This window comes from Mesorhizobium sp. WSM4306, from assembly GCF_007003975.1.
Classification (GTDB): domain Bacteria; phylum Pseudomonadota; class Alphaproteobacteria; order Rhizobiales; family Rhizobiaceae; genus Mesorhizobium.
Window position 1 is genome coordinate 34778 of sequence record NZ_VFTC01000026.1, and the last position, 21219, is coordinate 55996.

A 21219-nucleotide genomic window follows, 5' to 3' on the forward strand; every position below is an offset into this window, starting at 1 on the left:
TGGCAGTCGACCATTTCGCCCGGGCTATGACGACAACGAAGGGTATCCCCATGCGCCTCACAGTCGACGGCCAGTCGTTCGACATCGATGCCGATCCCGAAATGCCGCTGCTGTGGGCGCTGCGCGATCTCATCGGCAAGACCGGGCCGAAATTCGGCTGCGGTATCGCCGCCTGCGGCGCCTGCACGGTGCATGTCGACGGCCAGCCGGTGCGTTCCTGCTCACTGCCGGTTGGCCAGGCGACAGGCGCGATCACCACCATCGAGGGCATTGGCACGCCCGGCAAGCTGCATCCGGTGCAGCAGGCCTGGCTGGAGGAGCAGGTCGCGCAATGCGGCTATTGCCAGGCCGGCCAGATCATGAGCGCGGTGGCGTTGCTCGACGAAGTTGCCGATCCGACGGACGCCGACATCGACAACGCCATGGGCGGCAATCTCTGCCGCTGCGGCACCTATCCGAAGATCCGCGCCGCCATCAAGAAGGCGGCCGTCCTCAAGACGGCGGGGCTCTGATCATGGCCAGTGTCGGAAAGATCGCGCGGCGCAGCTTCCTCATCGGCGCGGCTGCCATCGCCGGTGGCGTCGCCGTCGGCTATTATTATTACCGCAAGCCCTACCCGAATCCGCTGGAAAGCGATCTCGCCACCGGCGAGGCGACTTTCAATCCCTACGTGAAAATCGGCGCCGACAACACGATCACCATCGTCGCGCCGCGCGCCGAGATGGGACAAGGTATTTCGACGACGCTTGCCGTCATGGTCGCCGAAGAGCTCGATGTCGGTCTCGACCAGGTCAAGGTCGAACACGGCCCGGCCTCCTACGCCTATTACAATGCGGCGATCCTGGAAGAGGGCGGCCCGTTCGCTTTCTTCGACGAGAGCATGACCGCGGAGGCGGTGCGCTCTGGTCTGGGCGTGGTCGGCAAATTCCTCGCTTTGCAAGGCACTGGCGGCTCGGCCTCGACGCGCGATGGTTTCAACAAGATGCGGCAGGCGGGCGCTGCCGCGCGGCAGATGCTGATCGCGGCGGCGGCGCAGAAGCTTGGCGTCGCTGCTGCCGATCTGGAAACGGCCAACGGTTCAATCCTGCACAAGGCCTCAGGCAAGTCGTTGACCTATGGCAAAGTGGCGGCAAACGCTGCCGCGATGGCGCCACCGGCCGAAGTCCGGCTCAAGGACAAAGCCGACTGGAAGCTTCTGGGCAAGCCGCAAAAGCGGATCGACATGCTTGCCAAGGTTACCGGCGCGCCGATCTTCGGCATCGACGTCAGGTTGCCGGACATGCTCTACGGCACGGTGAAGATGAGCCCACGCTTTTGGTCGAAGCCGGTCAGCGCGGACCTTGCCAAGGCGGAAAAGATGCCCGGCGTGATCAGGATCGTGCCGCTCGAAACCAACTATGGCCATGGCTTCGGTATCATTGCCGAAAACACCTGGGCGGCATTCAAGGCGGCGGAAGCGATCGACGCCCAATGGGCCGAGCCAGAATATCCGCCGGACAGCGCAGCGATTGCCGGGGTGCTGAAGCAGGCGCTAGGCGCCGAGGACTCGGCGATGCGCGACAATGGTGACGTCGCCAAGGCCTTTGCCGGCGCGCCGCGTGAAAAAATCATCGAAGCCAATTATGCCGTGCCCTATCTGGCGCATGCGACAATGGAGCCGATGAATGCCACGGCGCGGCTGAAGGACGGCCTGCTCGACATCTGGTGCGGCAACCAGGCGCCGACCCTGGTGCGTCAGCTCTGCGCCAACGTGCTCGGCATCGAACAGGACAGAGTGACGGTTCACACCACCTTCATGGGCGGCGGCTTCGGACGCCGTGTCGAGATGGACTATGCGCTGTGCGCGGCGCTGATGGCGAAAGCGGCGGAGGGACGCCCTGTCAAGGTGACGTGGACGCGTGAAGAAGACATGCGTCATGACGCCTACCGGCCGGCGGCCGTCGGCAAATTCCGGGCGCGGCTCGGCGATGACGGCCTGCCGGTCGCCGTCGACATGACGATCGCCTCGCCATCGGTGATCGCCGGCACCTTGCGCCGGCTGTTCCCTTCGATATCGCCAATCGGACCCGACAAGACCATCGTCGACGGCGCCTACGACCAGCCCTACACCATCCCGAATTACCGGGTGAGCGCCATTGCCGCCCCGGTCACCATCCCGGTCGGCTCATGGCGCTCGGTCGGCAGTTCGATCAACGGCTTCTTCCACGAAGGATTTCTGGACGAAATCGCGGTGGCCGGAAAAACCGACCCGATCGCGTTGCGCAAGACATTGATGGCCGCCTATCCGGCGGCGGTTGCGGTGGTGGAGAAGGTCGCCGCGATGGCGAAGTGGGATGAGGCGCTGCCGCCCGGCAAGGCCAGGGGCATGGCCTTCTCGCTGTCCTTCGGCAGTTGGGTCGGCGAGATCGTCCAGGTCGCCGACACGCCCGCCGGCATCCGCATCGAGAAGGTGTGGATCGCCGCCGATGTCGGTACCGCGCTCGACCCAGGCATCATCGAGGCGCAGCTGATCTCGGCCGCCATTTACGGGCTGTCGGCGGCCATGGGTCAGGAAATCACCTTCGCCGACGGCATGGTCGAACAGTCGAATTTTCACGACTTCGATGCCATGCGCATTTTTCAGTGCCCGGCCTTCGAAGTCGCGATATTGGAGAATTTCCACAAGATGGGCGGTGTCGGCGAGATCGGCACCCCGCCGGCGGCGCCGGCGCTGGCCAACGCCATTTTCGCGCTCACCGGGAAACGCATACGGACGCTGCCGCTGTCGAAAGCGGTGGCCTTCGCATGAAAAAGCTCCTCATCATCCTGACGTCTGTTGCCACCTTGTTTTCAGTGGCGCCCTTCGCAGCCGCACAAGAGAGCCAGACACCGGCGCCGGTGGCGGTCGACCTCGCCAAAGGCTTGCCTGAATGGGACAAGATCTACGCCGTGTTCTCGCATCCGCGCTGCGCCGACTGTCATGTCGCCGACGACCGGCCGCGCTGGTCCGGCGCTCATTACGGCGGCACGCGTGTTCATGCCTTCAACGTCCAGCGTGGCGCCGACGGCTCCGGCTTCGGTAATCCTGGCCTGCGCTGCACCACATGTCATTTCGCCAGCAATTCCAGTGCATTGCACGGACCGCCCGGTGCCGAGAGCTGGCATCTAGCGCCCGCCGAGATGGTCTGGTTTGGCAAGTCGTCGGCGGAAATCTGTGTCCAGATCAAGGATCGCAACCGCAATGGCGACCGCAGCCTGGACGATGTTGCGCTGCATGTGCGCGACGACAAACTGGTCGCCTGGGGCTGGGCGCCAGGTGCCGGTCGTGAGCCGGCGCCCGGCTCGGCCGAAGCGACCTATCAAGCAATCGAGAACTGGATGGCGGCAGGCGCGCCGTGTCCCGTGACGCAATGATCGCGCAACTTTTGTGACTATATTGCGCTGCAACTTTGATGTAGAAGCGCGGGTCGCCGTTCACGGCAAATTGAACACGGCCCAGCGCGCACCCATATCGGCGACGCGCCCGAGTTGAAAGACGCGGAAGCTCCTACAAGACGGCCCTCTGTTAGAAAACGATTTGGCCGAACCCCGCAGTGGAAGAATAATGATGCCGAAAATCAGGTTTCACAAACTTGCCGCTATAGTCGTGCTCATCGGTTTCGCCGCCTGGATGGGAACAGGTGCGTTCTCGTCCGTCGGCAGCGCCGCTGTCGAAGGCGCGGCCAAGACAGGCGATCAGGCGAAGCCAGGCGATCAGGCGACGCCGGGCGATCAGGCCAAGGCGCCGGATGCAGCCAAGGCCAAGGCCGCAGAGGCCGAGCCGAAGGCGCCGCTGCGCACCGTCGCGGTGGTGACGCCGCCGCGCAAGACCTATGCCCGCGCCATCCGCATTTCCGGTCTGACCGAGGCCGACAAGCGCGCCGTGCTCGCCACGCGCGTCGCCGGTGTCATCGAAAAGCTGCCGGTCAAACAGGGCGATCACGTCAAGACCGGTGATCTGGTGCTCATGCTGGCGGCGGAAGAAAAGATCTCGATGGTCGACAACGCCAGGCAGCTTGTGGTGCAGCGCCAGGCCGAACTCGACGCATCGCTGCGGCTAATGAAATCCGGCAACCTGCCCAAGCTGCAGCTCGATACGGCGCGTTCGAACCTGACTGCGGCGCAGTCCCAGCTGGAGACGGCGCAGGCGGAGCTCGACCGCAATCTGGTCAAGGCGCCCTTCGACGGCGTCATCGACCGGGTGCCGGTGGAACTTGGCAGTTCCGTCATGCAGGGCGGCGAGGTGGCGACCATCCTCAAGCTCGATCCGGTGATCGCGCGCGGCGAAATCAGCGAGCGCGACCTTGGCTACCTCAAGCTCGGCGACAAGGCCGCTGTCCGGCTGGTTAGCGGCCAGACCGTCGAAGGCACCGTGCGCTACATCAGCCGCGACGCCTCGTCGGCAACCCGCACCTTCCGCGTCGAAATCGCCGTCCCCAATGCCGACGGGTCGGTGCCGGCCGGCATGACGGCCGAGATTGCGCTCAGCGCGCAGCCGGCCGATGCCGTCATGTTGCCGCGCTCGGTGGTGACGCTGGGCGACAAGGGCGATCTCGGCATCCGCGCCGTCGACAAGGACAACAAGGTGGTGTTCTTCCCGATCGATCTCGTCGACGACTCGCCGAAAGGCTTGGTGCTTGGCGGCATTCCGGCCGATGCCCGCGTCATCGTCGCCGGCCAGGAGCTGGTCAAGGAAGGCGATGTGGTCAAGCCCGTGGAGGCCGACCAGGCGACCATCCAGAAACTGTTGGGCGAGGCGACAACGCAGTAGCGCCGGGATGGCCCCCGGGCGGGGACAAGCGGCTGCAATGCGGTTCCTGAAATCTTGAGAACAGGCGTTAGCCATGGATATCGTCAAACTCGCGATCAACAATGCCCGGTTGACCATTTCGGTCCTGGTGTTCCTGCTGCTGGCGGGCTGGGTCGCCTATTCGTCGACACCGAAGGAAGCGGAACCCGACGTTCCTACCCCTTATGTTTACATAAATGTTGCCTATCAAGGCATTGCGCCCGAGGACGCTGAAAGACTTCTGCTTAGGCCCCTGGAGGCAAAGCTTAAGAGTCTCAAAGGGTTAAAGGAGATGAAATCATCCGCCTATCAGGGCGGCGCCTTTGTCTTTCTTGAGTTTCTGCCGTCTATAAAAGTCGACACCGCGGTGACTGATACACGCTCGAAAGTTCAGGACGCGAAGGCCGACCTGCCCCAGGCGGCAGAAGAACCGGTTGTTACCGAGGTCAACATTTCCGAGTTTCCCGTCCTAGTCGTGACGCTGTCCGGCGATTTGCCCGAGCGTGTGCTGACGGCGGCGGCGCGCGAACTGCGCGACCGCATCGAGGAAGTGCCAGGCGTTCTTGAGGGCACTATACAAGGCGCGCGCGACGACCTCGTCGAAGTCGTCATCGACCCGATGAAGCTGTCGTCCTACGGGCTGCAGCTCGATCAGGTGATGCAAGGGGTCGGGGCTTCGAACAGCCTGGTCGCTGCCGGCAACCTCGAGGGTTCCGAAGGCAAATACGCGGTCAAGGTGCCGTCGCTGATCGAGACGCCGGAAGACGTCGCCAACCTGCCGGTCGTCGCTACGCCCAACGCCGTAGTGCAGGCCAAGGATATCGCCACCGTCCGTTCGACATTCAAGGACGCCGAGACGATCACCCGCCTCAACGGCAAGCCGGCCATCGCCATCGAAGTCAAGAAGCGCATCGGCGCCAATCTGATCGATACGCTGGCCAAGGTGCGGGAAGTGTCCGACGCCTACGTCAAGACCATGCCGGAAGGCATGAACATCACCTACACGCAGGACAAGTCGGTCTTCGTCAACCAGCTGCTGGGCGACCTGCAGAACCACGTGATGATTGCGGTCATCCTGGTGTTCATCGTCATCCTCTATGCGTTGTCCGGCCGCGCCTCGCTGCTGATCGGGCTTGCCATTCCGTCATCCTTCCTGATCGGCATCCTGCTGCTGGCGATGATGGGCTACACGATCAACATGATCGTGCTGTTCAGCCTCATCCTGGCGGTCGGCATGCTGGTCGACGACGCCATCATCGTCACCGAATTCGCCGAACGGCGCATGGGTGAAGGCATGCCGAAGGCGGAAGCCTTCGCGCTCGCCGCCAAGCGCATGGCCGGTCCGGTCATCGCCGCGACGATGACGCGCATCGCGGCGTTTTCACCGCTGCTGTTCTGGCCCGGCATCATCGGCGACTTCATGAAATACATGCCGATCACGCTGATCGTGACGCTGTCGGCCTCGATGCTCTACGCGCTGGTGTTCGCGCCGACGCTTGGCGCGATCTTCGCCAAGGCTCCGGAGCATCATGAGGGCGACAATCGCGACGGCTGGTACATGGCGCTGGTCAAGCAAGCGGTGCGCTTCCCCATCACCGTGCTGGTGCTCACCGCCGTGCTTTTGACCGGCGTCGGCTTCGCCTATTGGAAATATGGCGCCGGCGTCGAGTTCTTCCCCAGCGTCGAACCCGATTACGGCCTGCTCTATGTGCATGCCCGCGGCAATCTCTCGCTAGCCGAAATGGATACGGCAACCAAGATTGCCGAAAACCGCCTGCTCGGCTGGCCCGGCGTCAAATCGGTCTACACCCGCGTCGGCAAGACGCAGGGCGGCGGCCAGGACGTGCCCGAAGATGTCGTCGGCGTCATCCAGTATGAATTCATCGACTGGCGCGAGCGCAAGTCGGCGAACCAGATCCTGGACGAGTTGCGCGCCGTCATGGCCGGCATTCCCGGCGTCGATGTCGAGGTGCGCGTGCCGGAGGCTGGCCCGCCGACAGGCAAGGCGATCCAGCTCCGGCTTTCGGCCATCGATCCCAAGGGCCTCGACGACCAGGCCCGCGCCGTCGCGGCGCGCATCGCCAAGGTGCCCGGCGTCATCGACATCTCCGACGGCCTGCCGCCGCCCGGCGTCGACTGGGCGCTCGAGGTCGACCGCGCGAAGGCGGCGCAATACGGCATCAGCCCGACCGCGGTCGGAACGGTGGTGCAATTGGTGACCAACGGCTTGAAGCTTTCGGAATACCGGCCCGCAGGCGCCGACGACGCCGTCGACATCAGGCTTCGCCTGCCCGAAGACCGGCGCACGCTGTCGACGCTGGACGAGCTCAGGGTGCAGACCGCGCAAGGATCGGTGCCGATCTCGAACTTCGTCGTGCGCAAGCCCGAGCCGACGGTCGGCATCCTCAACCGCATCGACGGCGCGCGCACCGTGGTGGTGCAGGCCAACGTCGCCGCCGGCACGCAGGTTGCGGCGGTGCAGGCGGAGGTGGCCAAGGCGGTCACCGACATGAAGCTCGACAGCGGCATACGCTGGAAGCTCGCCGGCTCGAACGAGGACAGCGCGGAAGCCAGCGCCTTCCTCGGCAAGGCCTTCGGTGCGGCGATCTTCCTGATCTTCCTGGTGCTGTTGATGCAGTTCAACAAGTTCACCAGCGTGCTTCTGGTGCTGTCCTGCGTGGTTATGGCGACGATCGGCGTGTTCCTCGGCCTGCTTTTGACGGGCGAGGCGTTCGGCATCGTCATGTCGGGCATTGGCGTCATCGCACTCGCCGGCGTGGTGGTGAACAACAACATTGTTTTGATCGACACCTATGACCGGCTGCGTGAAGAGGGCTGGGACAAGATGGAGGCGGTGCTGCAGACCTGCCGCGAACGCGCCCGGCCAGTCGTGCTGACGGCTGTGTCGGCGATCCTCGGCGTGCTGCCGATCGCCTTCGGCCTCGGGCTCGAAATCTTCCATCACGAGACGACGATCAACGCGCCGTCGACGCAATGGTGGATTTCGCTGTCCTCGGCGATCGTGTTCGGCCTGTCCTTCGCCACTCTTCTGACGCTTGTAGTGACGCCGTCCATGCTGATGATCTTCACGCGCAGCAAGAACAGCCGCTTCTATGCGTTTTTCCGTAGGATATCGGGCCGCGACAAGAAGCCCGGCGCGCCCGAGGGGCCGAGACCGGGCCCGCTCGACGAACCGGCAATCGCCTACCCGAAAGCCGCCGAATAGCTGCATTCGGCCAGTCAGGCAGAAAGGCCGTCCGGAACAACCGGGCGGCCTTTTGCATTGTCCCGTCATATCCGCATTTCGCGGCGAGGGATTCCTAATGACCGTTAGCACCATCCTCATCATTGTTTTGATCCTGATCCTGATCGGCGCCGTGCCGGCCTGGCCACATTCGCGCTCCTGGGGCTACGGCCCGTCAGGCATAGCCGGCGTCGTGCTGGTGGTGCTGTTGATCTTGCTGCTGTTGGGCAGGATTTGAGCGGGGTTCAGCGATCCCTGCGACTAGCGTTCCTCACCCATGAATGCAGGTCTATCTCATAGGGGGTCGGCGCTGCCGTATGCGATTGCCCTGCAATGGAGCGTAGATGACGACCCGCTCCCTTGCGTATACGCTGCCCGCAGAACAATCATCGAGGGACCATCGAGGTGAACGCAGACATCGCCAGCCCGCCCAGGCCTCTCGCGGAGATCGCCAGCTATCACGCCCATATCTACTATGACGGGCAGGCCGAGCGGCAGCATGCCGAATGGCTGCGCCTGCGCATCGGCGAACGTTTCCGCGTGCGGCTGGGCAATTGGCGCGACGAGCCGGTCGGCCCGCACGAGCAGGCCATGTATCAGGTCTCTTTCGCCACCGAGATTTTCGCCACGCTGGTTCCGTGGCTGATGCTGAACCATGGGGGCTTAAGCATCCTCATCCACCCCAACACCACAAACCCCAAACGCGACCATCTGGTCGACCCGATCTGGATAGGCAGCCCGCTTGGGGTGCATGGCGAGGTTCTCGGCGAGGAGGATGAGGCGGAAGAGGCGCTGGAGGTGAATACCGAGCCGACGCTGGGGGCTTAGGGGTGGATGCTGACTGTCATTCACGCCGTGCCCATATTGGCCGCACTCGCTCCGGGATGCAGTACGGTCAAGCCGTTGGTGCCGCGCTGCGCCGCTCGAGCGCGGTCTTGCGGATGATTTCCGCAATCTCCGGGCTGCTGCTGCACAGCATCTGGAAATCCACCGCGTGCAGCGACAGGAGTGAGACCGCCGTTGCGGCGCTGACGGTCGCCATACGCGGTTCGCCGCTGATCAGCGCCATCTCGCCGAAGAAGGCGCCAGGGCCAAGCTCCACCGGCTTCGGCGTCGCGACGGTGACGCGGCCCTCCACGACGAAGAACATCCGATCACCGGGCTCGCCAACGCGGCAGATCACGGCGCCCGCCGGCACCGTGCGAGGTCTTAACGCGGCCACGATCTCGACCAGCACGGCCGGGCCGAGCTTCTGAAACAACGGTACGCCGGCGACCAATTGCCAATTGCGGACGAATTCCCCGCGACGAACTTCCTGATAGAAGCCCGTGGCAAGAATGCCGGCCCAGAGCGCGAAGATGCCGATGCCGCTCATCATGACCGCCCCGGCTAGGACGCGGCCGGCGAAGCTTTGCGGAATTTCGTCGCCATAGCCGGTGGTGGACAACGTGACCACCGCCCACCACATCGACTGGGGGATGCTGCCGAACTTTTCCGGTTGGATGTCGCGCTCGATGACATAGCCCGCGAGCGCGACACCGAACAGAACGACGCCGAACAGCGTGGTGACACCGATCAGGTTGCGCGCTTCGTTGGCCAGCACCCTGCCCAGCACCGGGAAGAAGGTCGAGTCGCGCAGCGGCTTCAGCAGCCAGACAGCACAGTAGAGGCTCCAGTCGGGCGTGCCGACGAGCAGAAATGCGGCAAGTGGAACCAGGACCGCGAGTACATCGATGGCGATTGCTGGCGTCCTGTCCTGAAGGTCTCCCGCCCGGCGCTTGAGCAGCGTCGCGGCCATTTGCACGAGATAGGTGCCCCAAATGACAGCCAGCACGGCAACCATGGCCAGCCTGGTTCGTCCGGAAATGTTTGGTGATGTGAGCGCAGCCACCGCCAGAAGCCCGGGCGCAGCCAGCACCGCGTTGAGCGGCGCGTAAATTCTCAGGAATGGCAGTACCGACATTTTATGCCCACAAGCGGCGACTACCCTGCAGAATAGGATGGCTTCAAGGCAAGCGCAAAGGTGCCTGCTTCGGCTGCGATGCGCATTACCAATGCTGTGATAAAATCCACGCCGGAACCGTGCTAGGATGCCTGCCGCACGCGATCTGTCGTGCTTCAAATTGGCCAGGAACGATTGTCATGCTCAATCCGATTTCCATCATGGCCGACCGGCTCGGCGACCATCTGTCGGAACTCTATCTGCAGTATTTCTCGCATCGCAATTCGGAGTATGCGGCCTACATAGGCGGCGCGGCCCGCCTTGTCCTGGAGCGCATCGGCAATTCGAACGCCCTCTATCACAACATCGAGCACACGCTGATGGTTACGCTCGCCGGCCAGCAGATCATCCGCGGCCGGCTGCTTTCGGAATCCCTGACACCCGATGACTGGCTGCATTATACCTGCGCGCTGCTTGTCCACGACATTGGCATGGTGCACGGCATATGCCCGGGCGACACCGACGACAGCTTCGTCATCAACGAGGCCGGCGAGCGCCATACGCCACCGCGCGGCGCCTCCGACGCGGTGCTTGCGCCCTATCATATCGAGCGCGCCAAGATCTATGCGCGCCAACGCTTTGGATCCTCGAAGTTCATCGACGAGGAGCGCATTATCGCGGCGATCGAAATGACGCGGTTTCCGGTGCCGGACGATCCGGCCTACCAGGCCACCAACACCGAGCCGGCGCTGGTCAGGGCCGCGGATCTGATCGGCCAACTCGCCGATCCCTTCTACCACCGCAAGCTGCCGGCGCTGTTTGCCGAGTTCTCCGAAACCGGGATGGCGGAAAAGCTCGGCTGCAAGACCGCCGCTGATCTCGGCGCCATCTTCACCGATTTCTTCACGCTGAAGGTCGAGCCCTATATTGGCGACGCGATCCGCTATCTGGAGCTGACGACCGAAGGCAAGCAGTGGGTCGCCAACCTCCACAGCAACCTGTTCCAGTCCGGGCATCGCCCGGCCAGGATCGGGCCATTCCCCGGCGTGTTGCAGCCGGCGAGCCTGTCGGTGGTGACTTAAGCGCCGGGGGTTGTTTCCTTTCCGCCGGTTCCGGCTGGCAGAACGCCGGCCCAGAAGCAGACGTCATAATTCCTTCGAATTGTCCGAGAGCCTCGGGCAGAAGCGCTTGATAGACGTCAGACTCGTTTCTCCCACGTGATGATCTGTGTTGGTGCCGGGGTGTGGGGCCGATGCAACGCCGGAAAGCGGCGTCACGATCACTCCCAAGTCAGAAATCTTCGACGGATGGGGTTTCGATGAATTCCATATCCTGCGTCGCCCTCGCCGCGGCAGTCCCGTTCGTGATCTTCCGCTGTTGGTGGAGATGTCGAGGATCAGACCGGCTGTCGATGAAAAATCTCGATCGGATGCTTCTACGCGGTTCAATGCAGAACTGTCACCGGCTTTATCTGTATCTGATCTGCTGATACATAACCCGTATGACGAGTGCGGGCCATATGTCGAATGAAATCATGGTTGTCGATCCGCTTGAGCGGCTCGACTTGTTGAAGAGCCTTGCGAGCGAGGTCCGGGTCCGGATTCTCGATCTGCTGCACCGCAAGGGGCCGAAAAACGTCAATCAGGTGGCCGAAGAACTGGGTCTTCCGCAATCGACAATTTCCGCAAACATCCAGGTTCTTGTCGATGTCGGTTTGATCGAGACGAAATCACAGAAGGCGCGCAAGGGAAGCCAGAAGGTCTGCTATTCGACCTTCTCCGAGTTGGTTGTCGTCTTTAAGGACCGCACCCCGGCGCAGGATCTCGGCGTCATAGAAGTGGCGATGCCGCTTGGACTCTACACAAGATGCGAAGTCTCCGCCCCCTGCGGCCTGTGTTCAAAGGACGGCGTCATCGGACTTCTCGATGTGCCCGACACCTTCCTCGATCCTGACCGTATGCGGGCTGGGCTGCTGTGGTTCACGCGCGGCTTCGTCGAATACCAGTTTCCCAACAATGCGACGCTTGCCAATGCCAAAGTCGGCGGGTTGGAGCTGGCGATGGAGCTTTCGTCCGAGGTGCCGGGCACCTCGAAGGATTGGCCATCGGACATCACGGTCGCGATTAACGGACACGAGATAGATACCTGGACGGCGCCGGCCGACTATGGCGACAAGCGCGGCAAGCATACGCCCGGCTGGTGGAAGCTAGCCGGATCGCAGTATGGCGACCTCGTACACTGGCGCGTCACGAATAACGGCACCTATCGCGGAGATCACCAGGTTTCCAAATGCTCGCTGGCTGATCTGGAACTCGAGCGGCACCGCTCGATCCGGATACGAATCGGCGTGAAGGAAGATGCGCGTCACCCCGGCGGCATAAACATCTTCGGCAGCGGCTTCGGCAATTACAGCAACGACATCGTTCTGCGCCTGCTCAAGGCTTGAGAGCATACTGGACCCTTGACGGGCGGATGAACTCCGCCCTTAACTGACCCGCGACCCGGATACAAACCGGAAAGTCGGATTGATAGTCCGCAGTGGGAGGGATCATGAAAGCCAGAGTCACGGCGAACGCGGCCTACGCCGTCGCGGATATCGACAAACGTCTTTACGGTTCGTTTCTCGAGCATCTTGGCCGGGCAGTCTATACGGGCATCTATGAGCCCGGACATCCGCAAGCGGACGCTGAGGGGATGCGCAAGGACGTGATCGAGTTGGTGCGTGCGCTCGACACTCCGATCTGCCGTTATCCGGGTGGCAACTTCGTGTCCGCCTACAATTGGGAAGACGGCATAGGCCCAAAGGAGAACCGCCCGCGGCGCCTCGATCTTGCGTGGCGCACCACGGAGCCGAACCTGGTTGGAATCCACGAATTCGCCGACTGGGCCGAAAAAGCCGGCACCGAGATGATGCTAGCTGTCAACCTCGGTTCCCGCGGCCTCGACGAGGCGCGGGCCTTCGTTGAATATGTCAACCACCCGGGCGGCAGCTACTGGTCCGACCTGAGGGCCAAGAACGGGCGCACGCAGCCCTGGAACTGCCGCCTCTGGTGTCTCGGCAATGAAATGGATGGTCCCTGGCAGGTCGGCCACAAGTCGGCGAGCGAATACGGCCATCTCGCCAACGAGACCGCCAAGGCGCTACGCGGCCTCGACCCGACAGTGGAACTGGTCGTCTGCGGCTCGTCGCATTCCAATATGCCGACCTATCCGCAGTGGGAAGCAACCGTGTTGGAGGCGACCTACGAGCAGGTCGATTACATCTCTCTCCACATGTATTTCGAGAATTACGAGAAGAATACGGCCGAATATTTGGCTCTTCCAGCCAAGCTCGACCGCTACATTGGCACAGTCGCGGGCATCATCGACTACGTGAAGGCCAAGACCCGCTCGAAGCGGGAGGTGAAGATCTCCTTCGACGAGTGGAACGTCTGGTACCATCAGCGCAAGCAGGACGCCGCGCGCATGCGCAGCTGGGACTGGCCGGAAGCACCCAGGCTTCTGGAGGACATCTACAATTTCGAGGACGTGCTGCAGGTTGGCTGCATCATCAACACCTTCATCCGCCGGTCGGATGTTGTTCGCATCGCCTGCATTGCGCAGCTGGTGAACGTTATCGCCCCGATCATGACCGATCCCGGCGGCGCCGCCTGGCGGCAGACGATCTACTGGCCTTTCATGCTGGCCTCCAGGCATGGCCGAGGCACCGCGCTGCAGCTCGCGGTCGAGGTGCCTACCTATGACGCGGCCGCGGCCGACAAGGTGCCATGGCTCGACATTGCAGGCGTGCATGATTCGAACGCCGGCACGCTGACCTTCTTCGCAATCAACCGGCATGGGTCCGAGACAATAGAGGCCGACGTCGCCCTCGAACGGTTCGCCGCCAAGTCCATCGAGCATACGATCATCCGTCATGACGATCTCGAGGCCTGTAACACCAAGGACGCGCCGGACAACGTGTCGCCGGTCAAAGGCAACGGGGCAGCGCTCAGCAGCAAGGGAATGACGCTGAACTTGCCGCCGCACTCTTACTCGATGGTGCGTGTGAGACTCTGAGTTAATATCCGACTATCAGATATATACCGTAAAATCCGTTGCAGGGGGTTTGGTTTGGTGTAGCATTGAAACGTTCAAGGCGGACCTAACCGCCGTACTCGGGAGGAAGCTGAGATGAACTTTCGCAGGATAATGGCCATAGCGGTGGTTGCGGCAGGAGGATTTTGGGCCGTCGCGGCCCAGGCCGAAGAAACCGTCATGTGGTGGGATTTCCTCGGCGGCGGTGACGGTGTGCGCATGAAGCAGATGATCGCCGACTTCAACACCGCCCACGCTGGCAAGATCAAGATCGACGCCACGACGCTGGAGTGGGGCACGCCCTTCTACGCGAAGGTGCAGACCTCGGTCGCGGTCGGAGAGGCGCCAGACGTCATGACCTATCATGCCAGCCGCATCCCCTTGGCGGTGAGCCAGGATATTCTCGAAGAAATCACCCCCGACGACATGAGCAAGATGGGCCTCTCGGCCTCGGACTTTGCCCAGACGACGATGGGCGCCGTGACGGTCGACGGCAAGCAATACGCAGTGCCGCTCGATACCCATCCGATCGTCCTGTACTACAATCGCGTCCTCCTGAAGAAGGCAGGCGTGCTCGGCGACGACGGCCGTCCCATGGGCATGAAAAACAAGGAGGAATTCACCGCGACACTGCAGAAGTTGAAGGACGCCGGCGTCGAGTTCCCGCTGGGCAGCGTCACCGCCGACGGCAACTTCATGTACCGCACCATTTACTCGCTGGTGTGCCAGCAAGGCGGCGAGCTTCTGACGGGCAACGAGTTCCTCGCCGGCGACAACGGCAAGAAGCTGGCGAACGCGTTGGCGGTCCTGCAAGGGTGGACGAAGGCCGGGCTGCAGTCGACCTATACGGACTATCCCGCAACCGTCGCCCTGTTCACCTCGGGCAAGGCCGCAATGATGATCAACGGCGTCTGGGAAGTTCCCACGATGACCGACCTCGCCAAGCAAGGCAAGCTGTTCGACTGGGGTGCCGTCGAGATCCCGGTGATCTTCGACAAACCATGCACCTACGCGGACAGCCATTCGTTCGCGATCCCGAAGAACAAGGGCAAGGAGATCAGCCCGGAAAAGCGTGCCGCCGTTCTCGAGGTGATCTCATGGATGGATAAGCACTCGCTGTTCTGGGCCACGGCAGGCCACATCCCGGCATACAAGCCAGTCACCGAGACGGCCGAATACAAGGCAATGCAGCCCAATGCGACCTACTCGCCGCTGACGGCCAACATGATCTTCGATCCGAAGTCGCCCAAGGCTGGTGTCGCCGGACCGATCTTCGACATCATGTCCAATTACTTCGTGCCAACCCTCAACGGCGAGATGGACCCGGGCGAGGCGGTGAAATCCATCAAGGAGGAGCTGAACAGCATGTAGGGCTCAAAGGCTGGGACCGCCCTGCCCAGGGTGGTCCCAGCCATGTCCAAGGAAGAGCCATGCTTCGCAACTCCCGAACTGAACGTCTTGTCGCGCTGGTGCTGGTCGCTCCCTTCCTGGCGATCTACTTGCTGGCGTTCGTCTATCCGACGGTCCAGATGTTTCGCATCTCCTTCACCGATGCGCCGCTGATCGGCGCGGGTCAGTGGGTCGGTCTCGACAACTACCTGCGGCTCGACAACGACCCGATGTTCCGGCGCGCGGTCTGGAATACCGCCTACTTCGTGCTGATGACGGTCATTCCCGGGACGCTCATCGCCCTGTTGATCGCGCTTGGCGTGTCGCGTCTGAAGGGCCGGTTCCAGGCGACCGTGCTGGCGCTGTTCTTCCTGCCCTACATCCTGCCGGTGTCCGTGGTCTATTTGATCTGGGACTGGACGCTGAATTTCCAGTTCGGGATTGCGATGCATGTGCTGGACTGGCTGGGAATCCCGCGCGTACCGGTCTTTAAGTCGCGCGCCTGGTTCCTGCCGGCGGTGGCCGGGGTGACGATCTGGTGGACCGCGGGTTTCTCGATCCTCCTCTTCCTCGCCGGACTACGGTCCATACCAGTGGAGATCTACGAAGCCGCGGCGCTCGACAACTCGACGCGATGGACCACGTTCCGGCGTATCACCTGGCCACTGCTTTGGCCGATCACCTCGCTGGTATTGACCATCCAGCTCATCCTGCAGCTCAAGATTTTCGATCAGGTCTATCTGTTCTCGATCGGCGGCCGGCCGAACGACAATATGGTGCTCGTCTACTACGTCTTCCAGAAGGCCTTTCAGCAGAACCAGGGAGGCAGGGCTGCCGCTGTCGCCGTCACCCTCTTCGTGCTTGTGGTCGTCGTCTCGGTCCTGCAATTCCAACTGCTTCGGCTCGCCGAAAGGCGGCGCCGATGAACGCCATGGCTGCGCAGCGCTGGACCTTTTGGGGCGGGATAATCACGGCACTGACGCTCGTCTGGGCCATCCTATGGGCATTCCCGCTTTATTGGGGTGTGATCTCATCGCTCAAACCGGACGACGAAGTCATCCGGCCTTACATCGAACTCTGGCCGGAGACGCCGACGCTGGAGAACTATATTTCCGCCGTGACCACCACACAGATCGGCACCTGGTACGTCAATTCGGTGGCGGTCGCGATCGGCGTAACGGTCATCACCATCTTCATCTCGATGCTGTGCGGCTACGCGATCTCGCAGTTGCGGTTCCCGGGGCGGATCGCGCTATGGTGGCTGATCCTCGCCTCCTTCATGGTGCCAACTTCGGCGCTGATCATCAATCATTTCGTGCTGGTCGCCAACCTTGGCCTGCTCAACAGCTGGGCTGGAATCATGTTGCCGCAGCTCATCCACCCCGTCATCATCATCGTGTACAAGCAATTCTTCGATCAGGTCCCGAAGGACTTCCGTGAGGCCGCGGTCATGGACAATGCGTCTGAATTCGGGATCCTCTTCAAAATCTACGTGCCGATGAACTGGGGGGTAACGACGGCGCTGTCGATCGTCTGCTTCATCTGGACGTGGAACGCGTTCTTGTGGCCGTTCCTCTCTGTTACCCGCACCGAGATGATGACGATCACCGTCGGCATCACGCAGGTCAATGACGCCTTCGGCGTCTACTACGCGCGCCAGCTGTCGGCAGCTGTACTGGCCGGCCTTCCCGTGGCACTGGCCTACCTCTTCTTCCAGCGCCGAGTAACCGAAGCGATAACGCTCTCAGCAGGCATCAAGGGCTAAAGCGCGTCGCGCTGAAACGGATTCAAGCGACGCGCTTTAAGTCTTTGTTTTGATGCATGTCGTTGTCCCAGAACCGCAGCGCACTTCTGGGCGACATGCACTAGCCTCGGCCCGCAAGCAAAGCGCAATGCCAGCGGGCACGACCCCGGTCGGCGGATTCAGGCCCGGTCAGCGCGCGTGCCAGGTCGATCCGTCCGCGGCGAAAAGATGGAGGGCGGCGGTGTCGAACTTCAGCCGAACGGCGTCGCCCGGTTTGACGCTCGAGAGCCCGCGATCCTGTGCTGTAACCTGCGTCCCATCAGCGAGCCGCGCATAGACGAGCGTTCGCTCGCCAAGGCGCTCGACAACCGTGGCCGTGGCGGATGTTTCACTGCCCTCGGAGACGACAGTCAGCGATTCCGGCCGCACTCCCAGTTCGCGCCAATCCATGTTGACCGGCGCGCCGGGAAGTTCGACGAGCGATCCATCCGTCAAGCGCGCCTTGAGCCTGTCGCCTGAGCCTGAAACCGTAACAGGTAGAATGTTCATCGCTGGAGACCCGACGAAGGTCGCGACGAATCGCGATGCCGGACGCGCATAGACCTCGTCGGGTCTTCCCATCTGCTCTATCCGGCAATCGTTGAGGATCACAATACGGTCGGCGAGGGTCATCGCTTCCACCTGGTCGTGGGTGACGTAGATCATCGTCGACTTCAAACGCTGATGTAGCTCGGCAAGCTCGACGCGTGTACGAGCTCGAAGCGCCGCGTCCAGATTGGAGAGTGGCTCGTCAAACAGGAATGCCTTGGGCTCCTTGACGATCGCACGCCCGATGGCCACGCGCTGGCGCTGCCCGCCGGAGAGCTGCGACGGCCGCCGGTGGAGCAACGCTTCGATCTCCAAGATACGCGCAGCCTCAGCGATCCGTTGGCGTATAACATCCGGCGCGACCCGAATGTTCCTCAGGCCAAAGGCCATGTTCTCCGCGACTGTCATATGTGGGTAAAGGGCATAGTTCTGAAAGACCATCGCAACGTTGCGCCTGCCCGGCGCCAGGTTCTCCGAGCGCACCCCGTCGATCGTCAGCGTGCCCTCGTCAATGCTTTCGAGACCGGCGATCATCCGCAGCAGCGTCGTCTTGCCAGAACCGGACGGGCCGAGAAACACGACCAGCTCTCCTGGCTCAATGTCCAGGCTAACCTCGCGGATCACTTCGACTGCGCCAAAGTGCTTTGATACGCCCGACAGCGCGATTCCCGTCATGCCTGCGATCCTTCTTTCCTCCATAATTTCGGATAAATACCCGATGTCAAGGAACGTTGGGAGCTACGGCACAAGGTTTCCAAGCTATCTTGCCAAAAGCCGACCGTCTGCAGTCGGTCCCATCCAAGACGTTCGAGGCCTTGATGCTAGGCGATGGCGGAAGCAACTCCCCATCACCCCCCAGCCAGCCGCGGCAGCAGAAAAATCTCCGCCCCCTGCGGCAGTTCCTTCGACCAGGTATCGCGATAGATCGTGCCGTCGATGGCCACCGCGATGCCCTTCTCGATCCAGGGCTCGATGCCGGGATACTGTTCAGCCAGCTTCCTGAACAGCTCCCTGATGTCCTTGGCCTCGACCTCGACCTTGCTCTGGCCGCCGGCGAGCTGGCCGAGGGCGCCCCAGAGGGTGACTTCGACCATTTGCCAGACCTCGCTATTCTTGACCGAGCATGATGTTATCCGAAAACCGCTGCGCACTTTTCGGCATCATGCCCTGCCTTCCCGTTCCGCCTCGATCGCGGCGAGGACGCGGGGCGGCGACATCGGGATGTGGGTCATGCGCACGCCGGCGGCGTTCGACATCGCATTGGCGATCGCCGCCAGCGGCGGCACTATCGAGGTTTCGCCGACGCCGCGCACGCCATAGGGGTGGTTGGGGTTGGGTATTTCCAGGATCTGCGTGTCGATCATCGGCAGGTCCGAGCAGACCGGGATGCGGTAGTCGAGGAAGCCGGCGTTCTGGAGGCGTCCATCCTTGCCGTAAATATACTCCTCGTTGAGCGCCCAGCCGATGCCTTGCGCGGCGCCGCCCTGGTACTGGCCCTCGACATAGGTCGGGTGCACCGCCTTGCCGGCATCCTGGATCACCGTGTAGCGGATCACGCGCGCGGCACCCGTCTCAGGGTCGACCTCGATGTCACAGATGTGGGTGGCGAAGGAGACGCCGGCGCCGTCGGCGACGAGTTCGCTGTGGCCGGCGATCGGCCCGCCGGTCTTGCCGGACGCGGCCGCGATCTCCTTCAGCGACAGGGCTGCGAGGTTGCCGTACTTCTCGCCCTTGGCGATGGCGTGGCCGTTCTCCCAGATCACGTCATCGACCGGGATGTCCCACATCTGCGCGGCGCGGTCGCGCAGGATCTTGATCGCGTTGCGAGCGGCCGAGATGGTCGCCATCGAGGACGAGAAGGTGCCGCGGCTGCCGTCGGTCATGTCGTTGTAACCGAGGCTGGAGGTGTCGGCGACCACCGCTTTGAGCTGGGCATAGTCGATGCCGAGCTCTTCCGCCGCCACCAGCGACAGCGACGCACGTGAACCACCTACGTCCACCGTGCCGACAGCGAGCGACACCGAGCCATCCATGCCGATGTTCAGGTCCACGCAGGTCTGGCCGCCGAAGTTGAACCAGAAGCCGCAGGCCATGCCGCGGCCCTGGTTTTTGCCCAGCGGCGCCTTCATGTGCGGATGGGTCTTCGCCGCTTCCAGCGTCGGGCCGATGCCGATCGGGCCATAGACCGGGCCATAGGAGGAGCGGGTGCCTTCCTGCGCGGCGTTCTTGATGCGGAACTCGACCGGATCCATGCCGAGCTCCTTGGCCAGCTCATCGACCGCACTTTCCACCGCGAACGCCGCCATGGGTGCGGAGGGCGCGCGATAGGCCGCGGTCTTCGGCCGGTTGACCAGCACTTCGTAGCCGACGGTCTTGACGTTATCGAGCTTGTAGCAGGCGAACGCCGTCATGGCGCCGATCTCGGCCCAGGTGCCGGCATAGGGGCCGCTGGAATAGCGCAGCGTCGCCTCGGCGGCGGTGATGGTGCCGTCCTTGCGGGCGCCGATCTTCACGTCGATCGAGGTCGCGCTGGTCGGGCCCGAGGCGCGGAACACCTCGTCGCGCGTCATGACCAGCTTCACCGGCCGGCCGGCCTTGCGTGACAGCGCGAGCGCCACCGGCTCGGCCCAGACATGGGTCTTGCCGCCAAAGCCGCCGCCGATTTCCGACGAGGTGACGCGCAGCTTGGAGGCTTCCAGCCCGAGCAGTTGCGCGCAATGCTGGCGGTAGACGAAATGCCCTTGCGTGCAGACCCAGAGGTCGGCGGTGCCGTCGGAGCTGACGTTCGCCACGCAGGCATGCGGCTCGATATAACCCTGATGCGTCTGCTCAGTCTTGAAGGAGCGCTCGACGATGAAGTCGGCGTGGCCGAAACCCTGATGGACATCGCCATGGCCGAACTGGCTGCGCTTGGTGACGTTGGAGGGCTTTACCGGCTTCTCCTCGAGGCCTTCGGTGAAGATGGTGTCGTTGATCAAGGGGGCAGTGTGCTTCATCGCCTCATCGACATCGGTGACATGCGGCAACAGCTCGTAGTCGACCTCGATCAGCTTCAGCGCCTGTCGCGCCGTGCGGGCATCGACGGCGGCGACCGCGGCCACGGCATGGCCGTCATAGAGCGCCTTGCTGCGCGCCATGCAATTGTCGAGGACGTCGTACATGGCGGCATCGCCATCGGTCAGATCGGGCAAGTCGGCTGCGGTGATCACCGCTTTCACGCCGGCCAGCTTTTCCGCCTTCGAGGTGTCGATCTTCAGGATCTTTGCGTGGGCATGCGGGCTTCTGAGGACACGCCCGACCAGCTGTCCGGCCATGTTGAAGTCGGCGCCATAGCGGGCGCGTCCCGTCACCTTGTCGACACCGTCGGGGCGGATGGGGCGGGTGCCGACGGATGCAAATTTGCGGCCCGAAAAGCGCGGATCGAAATTCAT

Annotated in this window: 17 protein-coding genes; 13 read left to right on the forward strand and 4 right to left on the reverse strand. The window is 62.7% G+C overall.

All coding sequences use genetic code 11. The annotated features are described in order from the left end of the window. Positions 1-50 precede the first annotated feature (50 nt). The 7 genes from FJV77_RS25165 (at position 51) to FJV77_RS25195 (ending at position 8879) form a co-directional block, all read left to right on the forward strand. The gene (locus FJV77_RS25165) at positions 51-512 is read left to right on the forward strand and encodes a (2Fe-2S)-binding protein (protein ID WP_142869292.1); all 462 of its coding nucleotides are present in this window, start codon (positions 51-53) and stop codon (positions 510-512) included. 2 nt (positions 513-514) lie between these two features. Next, complete coding sequence (locus tag FJV77_RS25170; protein WP_142869293.1) at positions 515-2788, forward strand: molybdopterin cofactor-binding domain-containing protein; 2274 nt, start codon at positions 515-517, stop codon at positions 2786-2788. After that, positions 2785-3393 carry a hypothetical protein gene (locus tag FJV77_RS25175; RefSeq protein ID WP_142869294.1) on the forward strand — a complete coding sequence of 203 codons (609 nt, stop codon included), beginning with the start codon at positions 2785-2787 and terminating at the stop codon, positions 3391-3393. Before FJV77_RS25170 ends, FJV77_RS25175 begins: the two co-directional genes overlap by 4 nt. A 193-nt stretch (positions 3394-3586) precedes the next feature. Then, on the forward strand, positions 3587-4789 hold the full coding sequence (locus FJV77_RS25180; RefSeq protein ID WP_142869352.1) for an efflux RND transporter periplasmic adaptor subunit: 1203 nt from the start codon (positions 3587-3589) through the stop codon (positions 4787-4789). Positions 4790-4862: 73 nt separating this feature from the next. Then, on the forward strand, positions 4863-8033 hold the full coding sequence (locus FJV77_RS25185; RefSeq protein WP_142869295.1) for an efflux RND transporter permease subunit: 3171 nt from the start codon (positions 4863-4865) through the stop codon (positions 8031-8033). 97 nt (positions 8034-8130) lie between these two features. After that, entirely contained in the window at positions 8131-8289 is a 159-nt protein-coding gene (locus FJV77_RS25190; RefSeq protein WP_142869296.1) for a DUF3309 family protein, read from the forward strand. Between the two features lie 167 nt (positions 8290-8456). Continuing rightward, positions 8457-8879, forward strand: coding sequence for a DOPA 4,5-dioxygenase family protein (locus tag FJV77_RS25195; RefSeq protein ID WP_142869297.1), 423 nt, complete (start codon positions 8457-8459; stop codon positions 8877-8879). Between the two features lie 67 nt (positions 8880-8946). On the opposite strand, the gene FJV77_RS25200 is transcribed toward FJV77_RS25195, so the two are convergent. Further along, positions 8947-10014: a cyclic nucleotide-gated potassium channel gene (locus tag FJV77_RS25200; RefSeq protein WP_142869353.1), complete on the reverse strand. Its 1068-nt coding sequence runs from the start codon at positions 10012-10014 to the stop codon at positions 8947-8949. A 179-nt stretch (positions 10015-10193) separates the two neighbouring features. Between FJV77_RS25200 and FJV77_RS25205 the strand changes: the two genes are divergently transcribed. The 6 genes from FJV77_RS25205 to FJV77_RS25230 all read left to right on the forward strand — a co-directional run bounded on the left by FJV77_RS25205 (position 10194) and on the right by FJV77_RS25230 (position 17221). Further along, positions 10194-11075, forward strand: a complete 882-nt coding sequence (locus tag FJV77_RS25205; RefSeq protein ID WP_142869298.1) for a metal-dependent phosphohydrolase — start codon at positions 10194-10196, stop codon at positions 11073-11075. A gap of 437 nt (positions 11076-11512) precedes the next feature. Beyond that, positions 11513-12439 (forward strand): transcriptional regulator, encoded by a 927-nt coding sequence (locus FJV77_RS25210; RefSeq protein ID WP_142869299.1) that lies wholly within the window; start codon positions 11513-11515, stop codon positions 12437-12439. Positions 12440-12543: 104 nt separating this feature from the next. Further along, positions 12544-14049 carry an alpha-N-arabinofuranosidase gene (locus FJV77_RS25215; protein WP_142869300.1) on the forward strand — a complete coding sequence of 502 codons (1506 nt, stop codon included), beginning with the start codon at positions 12544-12546 and terminating at the stop codon, positions 14047-14049. A gap of 114 nt (positions 14050-14163) precedes the next feature. Beyond that, complete coding sequence (locus tag FJV77_RS25220) at positions 14164-15438, forward strand: extracellular solute-binding protein (RefSeq protein ID WP_142869301.1); 1275 nt, start codon at positions 14164-14166, stop codon at positions 15436-15438. 59 nt (positions 15439-15497) lie between these two features. Continuing rightward, positions 15498-16382: a sugar ABC transporter permease gene (locus FJV77_RS25225; protein WP_142869302.1), complete on the forward strand. Its 885-nt coding sequence runs from the start codon at positions 15498-15500 to the stop codon at positions 16380-16382. Beyond that, entirely contained in the window at positions 16379-17221 is an 843-nt protein-coding gene (locus tag FJV77_RS25230; RefSeq protein WP_142869303.1) for a carbohydrate ABC transporter permease, read from the forward strand. Before FJV77_RS25225 ends, FJV77_RS25230 begins: the two co-directional genes overlap by 4 nt. A gap of 168 nt (positions 17222-17389) precedes the next feature. On the opposite strand, the gene FJV77_RS25235 is transcribed toward FJV77_RS25230, so the two are convergent. The 3 genes from FJV77_RS25235 to FJV77_RS25245 all read right to left on the reverse strand — a co-directional run bounded on the left by FJV77_RS25235 (position 17390) and on the right by FJV77_RS25245 (position 21219). Beyond that, a complete protein-coding gene (locus tag FJV77_RS25235) occupies positions 17390-18463 on the reverse strand; it encodes an ABC transporter ATP-binding protein (RefSeq protein ID WP_142869304.1) in 1074 nt (357 codons plus the stop codon). 173 nt (positions 18464-18636) lie between these two features. Next, positions 18637-18882 carry a MoaD/ThiS family protein gene (locus FJV77_RS25240; RefSeq protein WP_023712829.1) on the reverse strand — a complete coding sequence of 82 codons (246 nt, stop codon included), beginning with the start codon at positions 18880-18882 and terminating at the stop codon, positions 18637-18639. Positions 18883-18948: 66 nt separating this feature from the next. Continuing rightward, a complete protein-coding gene (locus FJV77_RS25245) occupies positions 18949-21219 on the reverse strand; it encodes a xanthine dehydrogenase family protein molybdopterin-binding subunit (protein ID WP_142869305.1) in 2271 nt (756 codons plus the stop codon).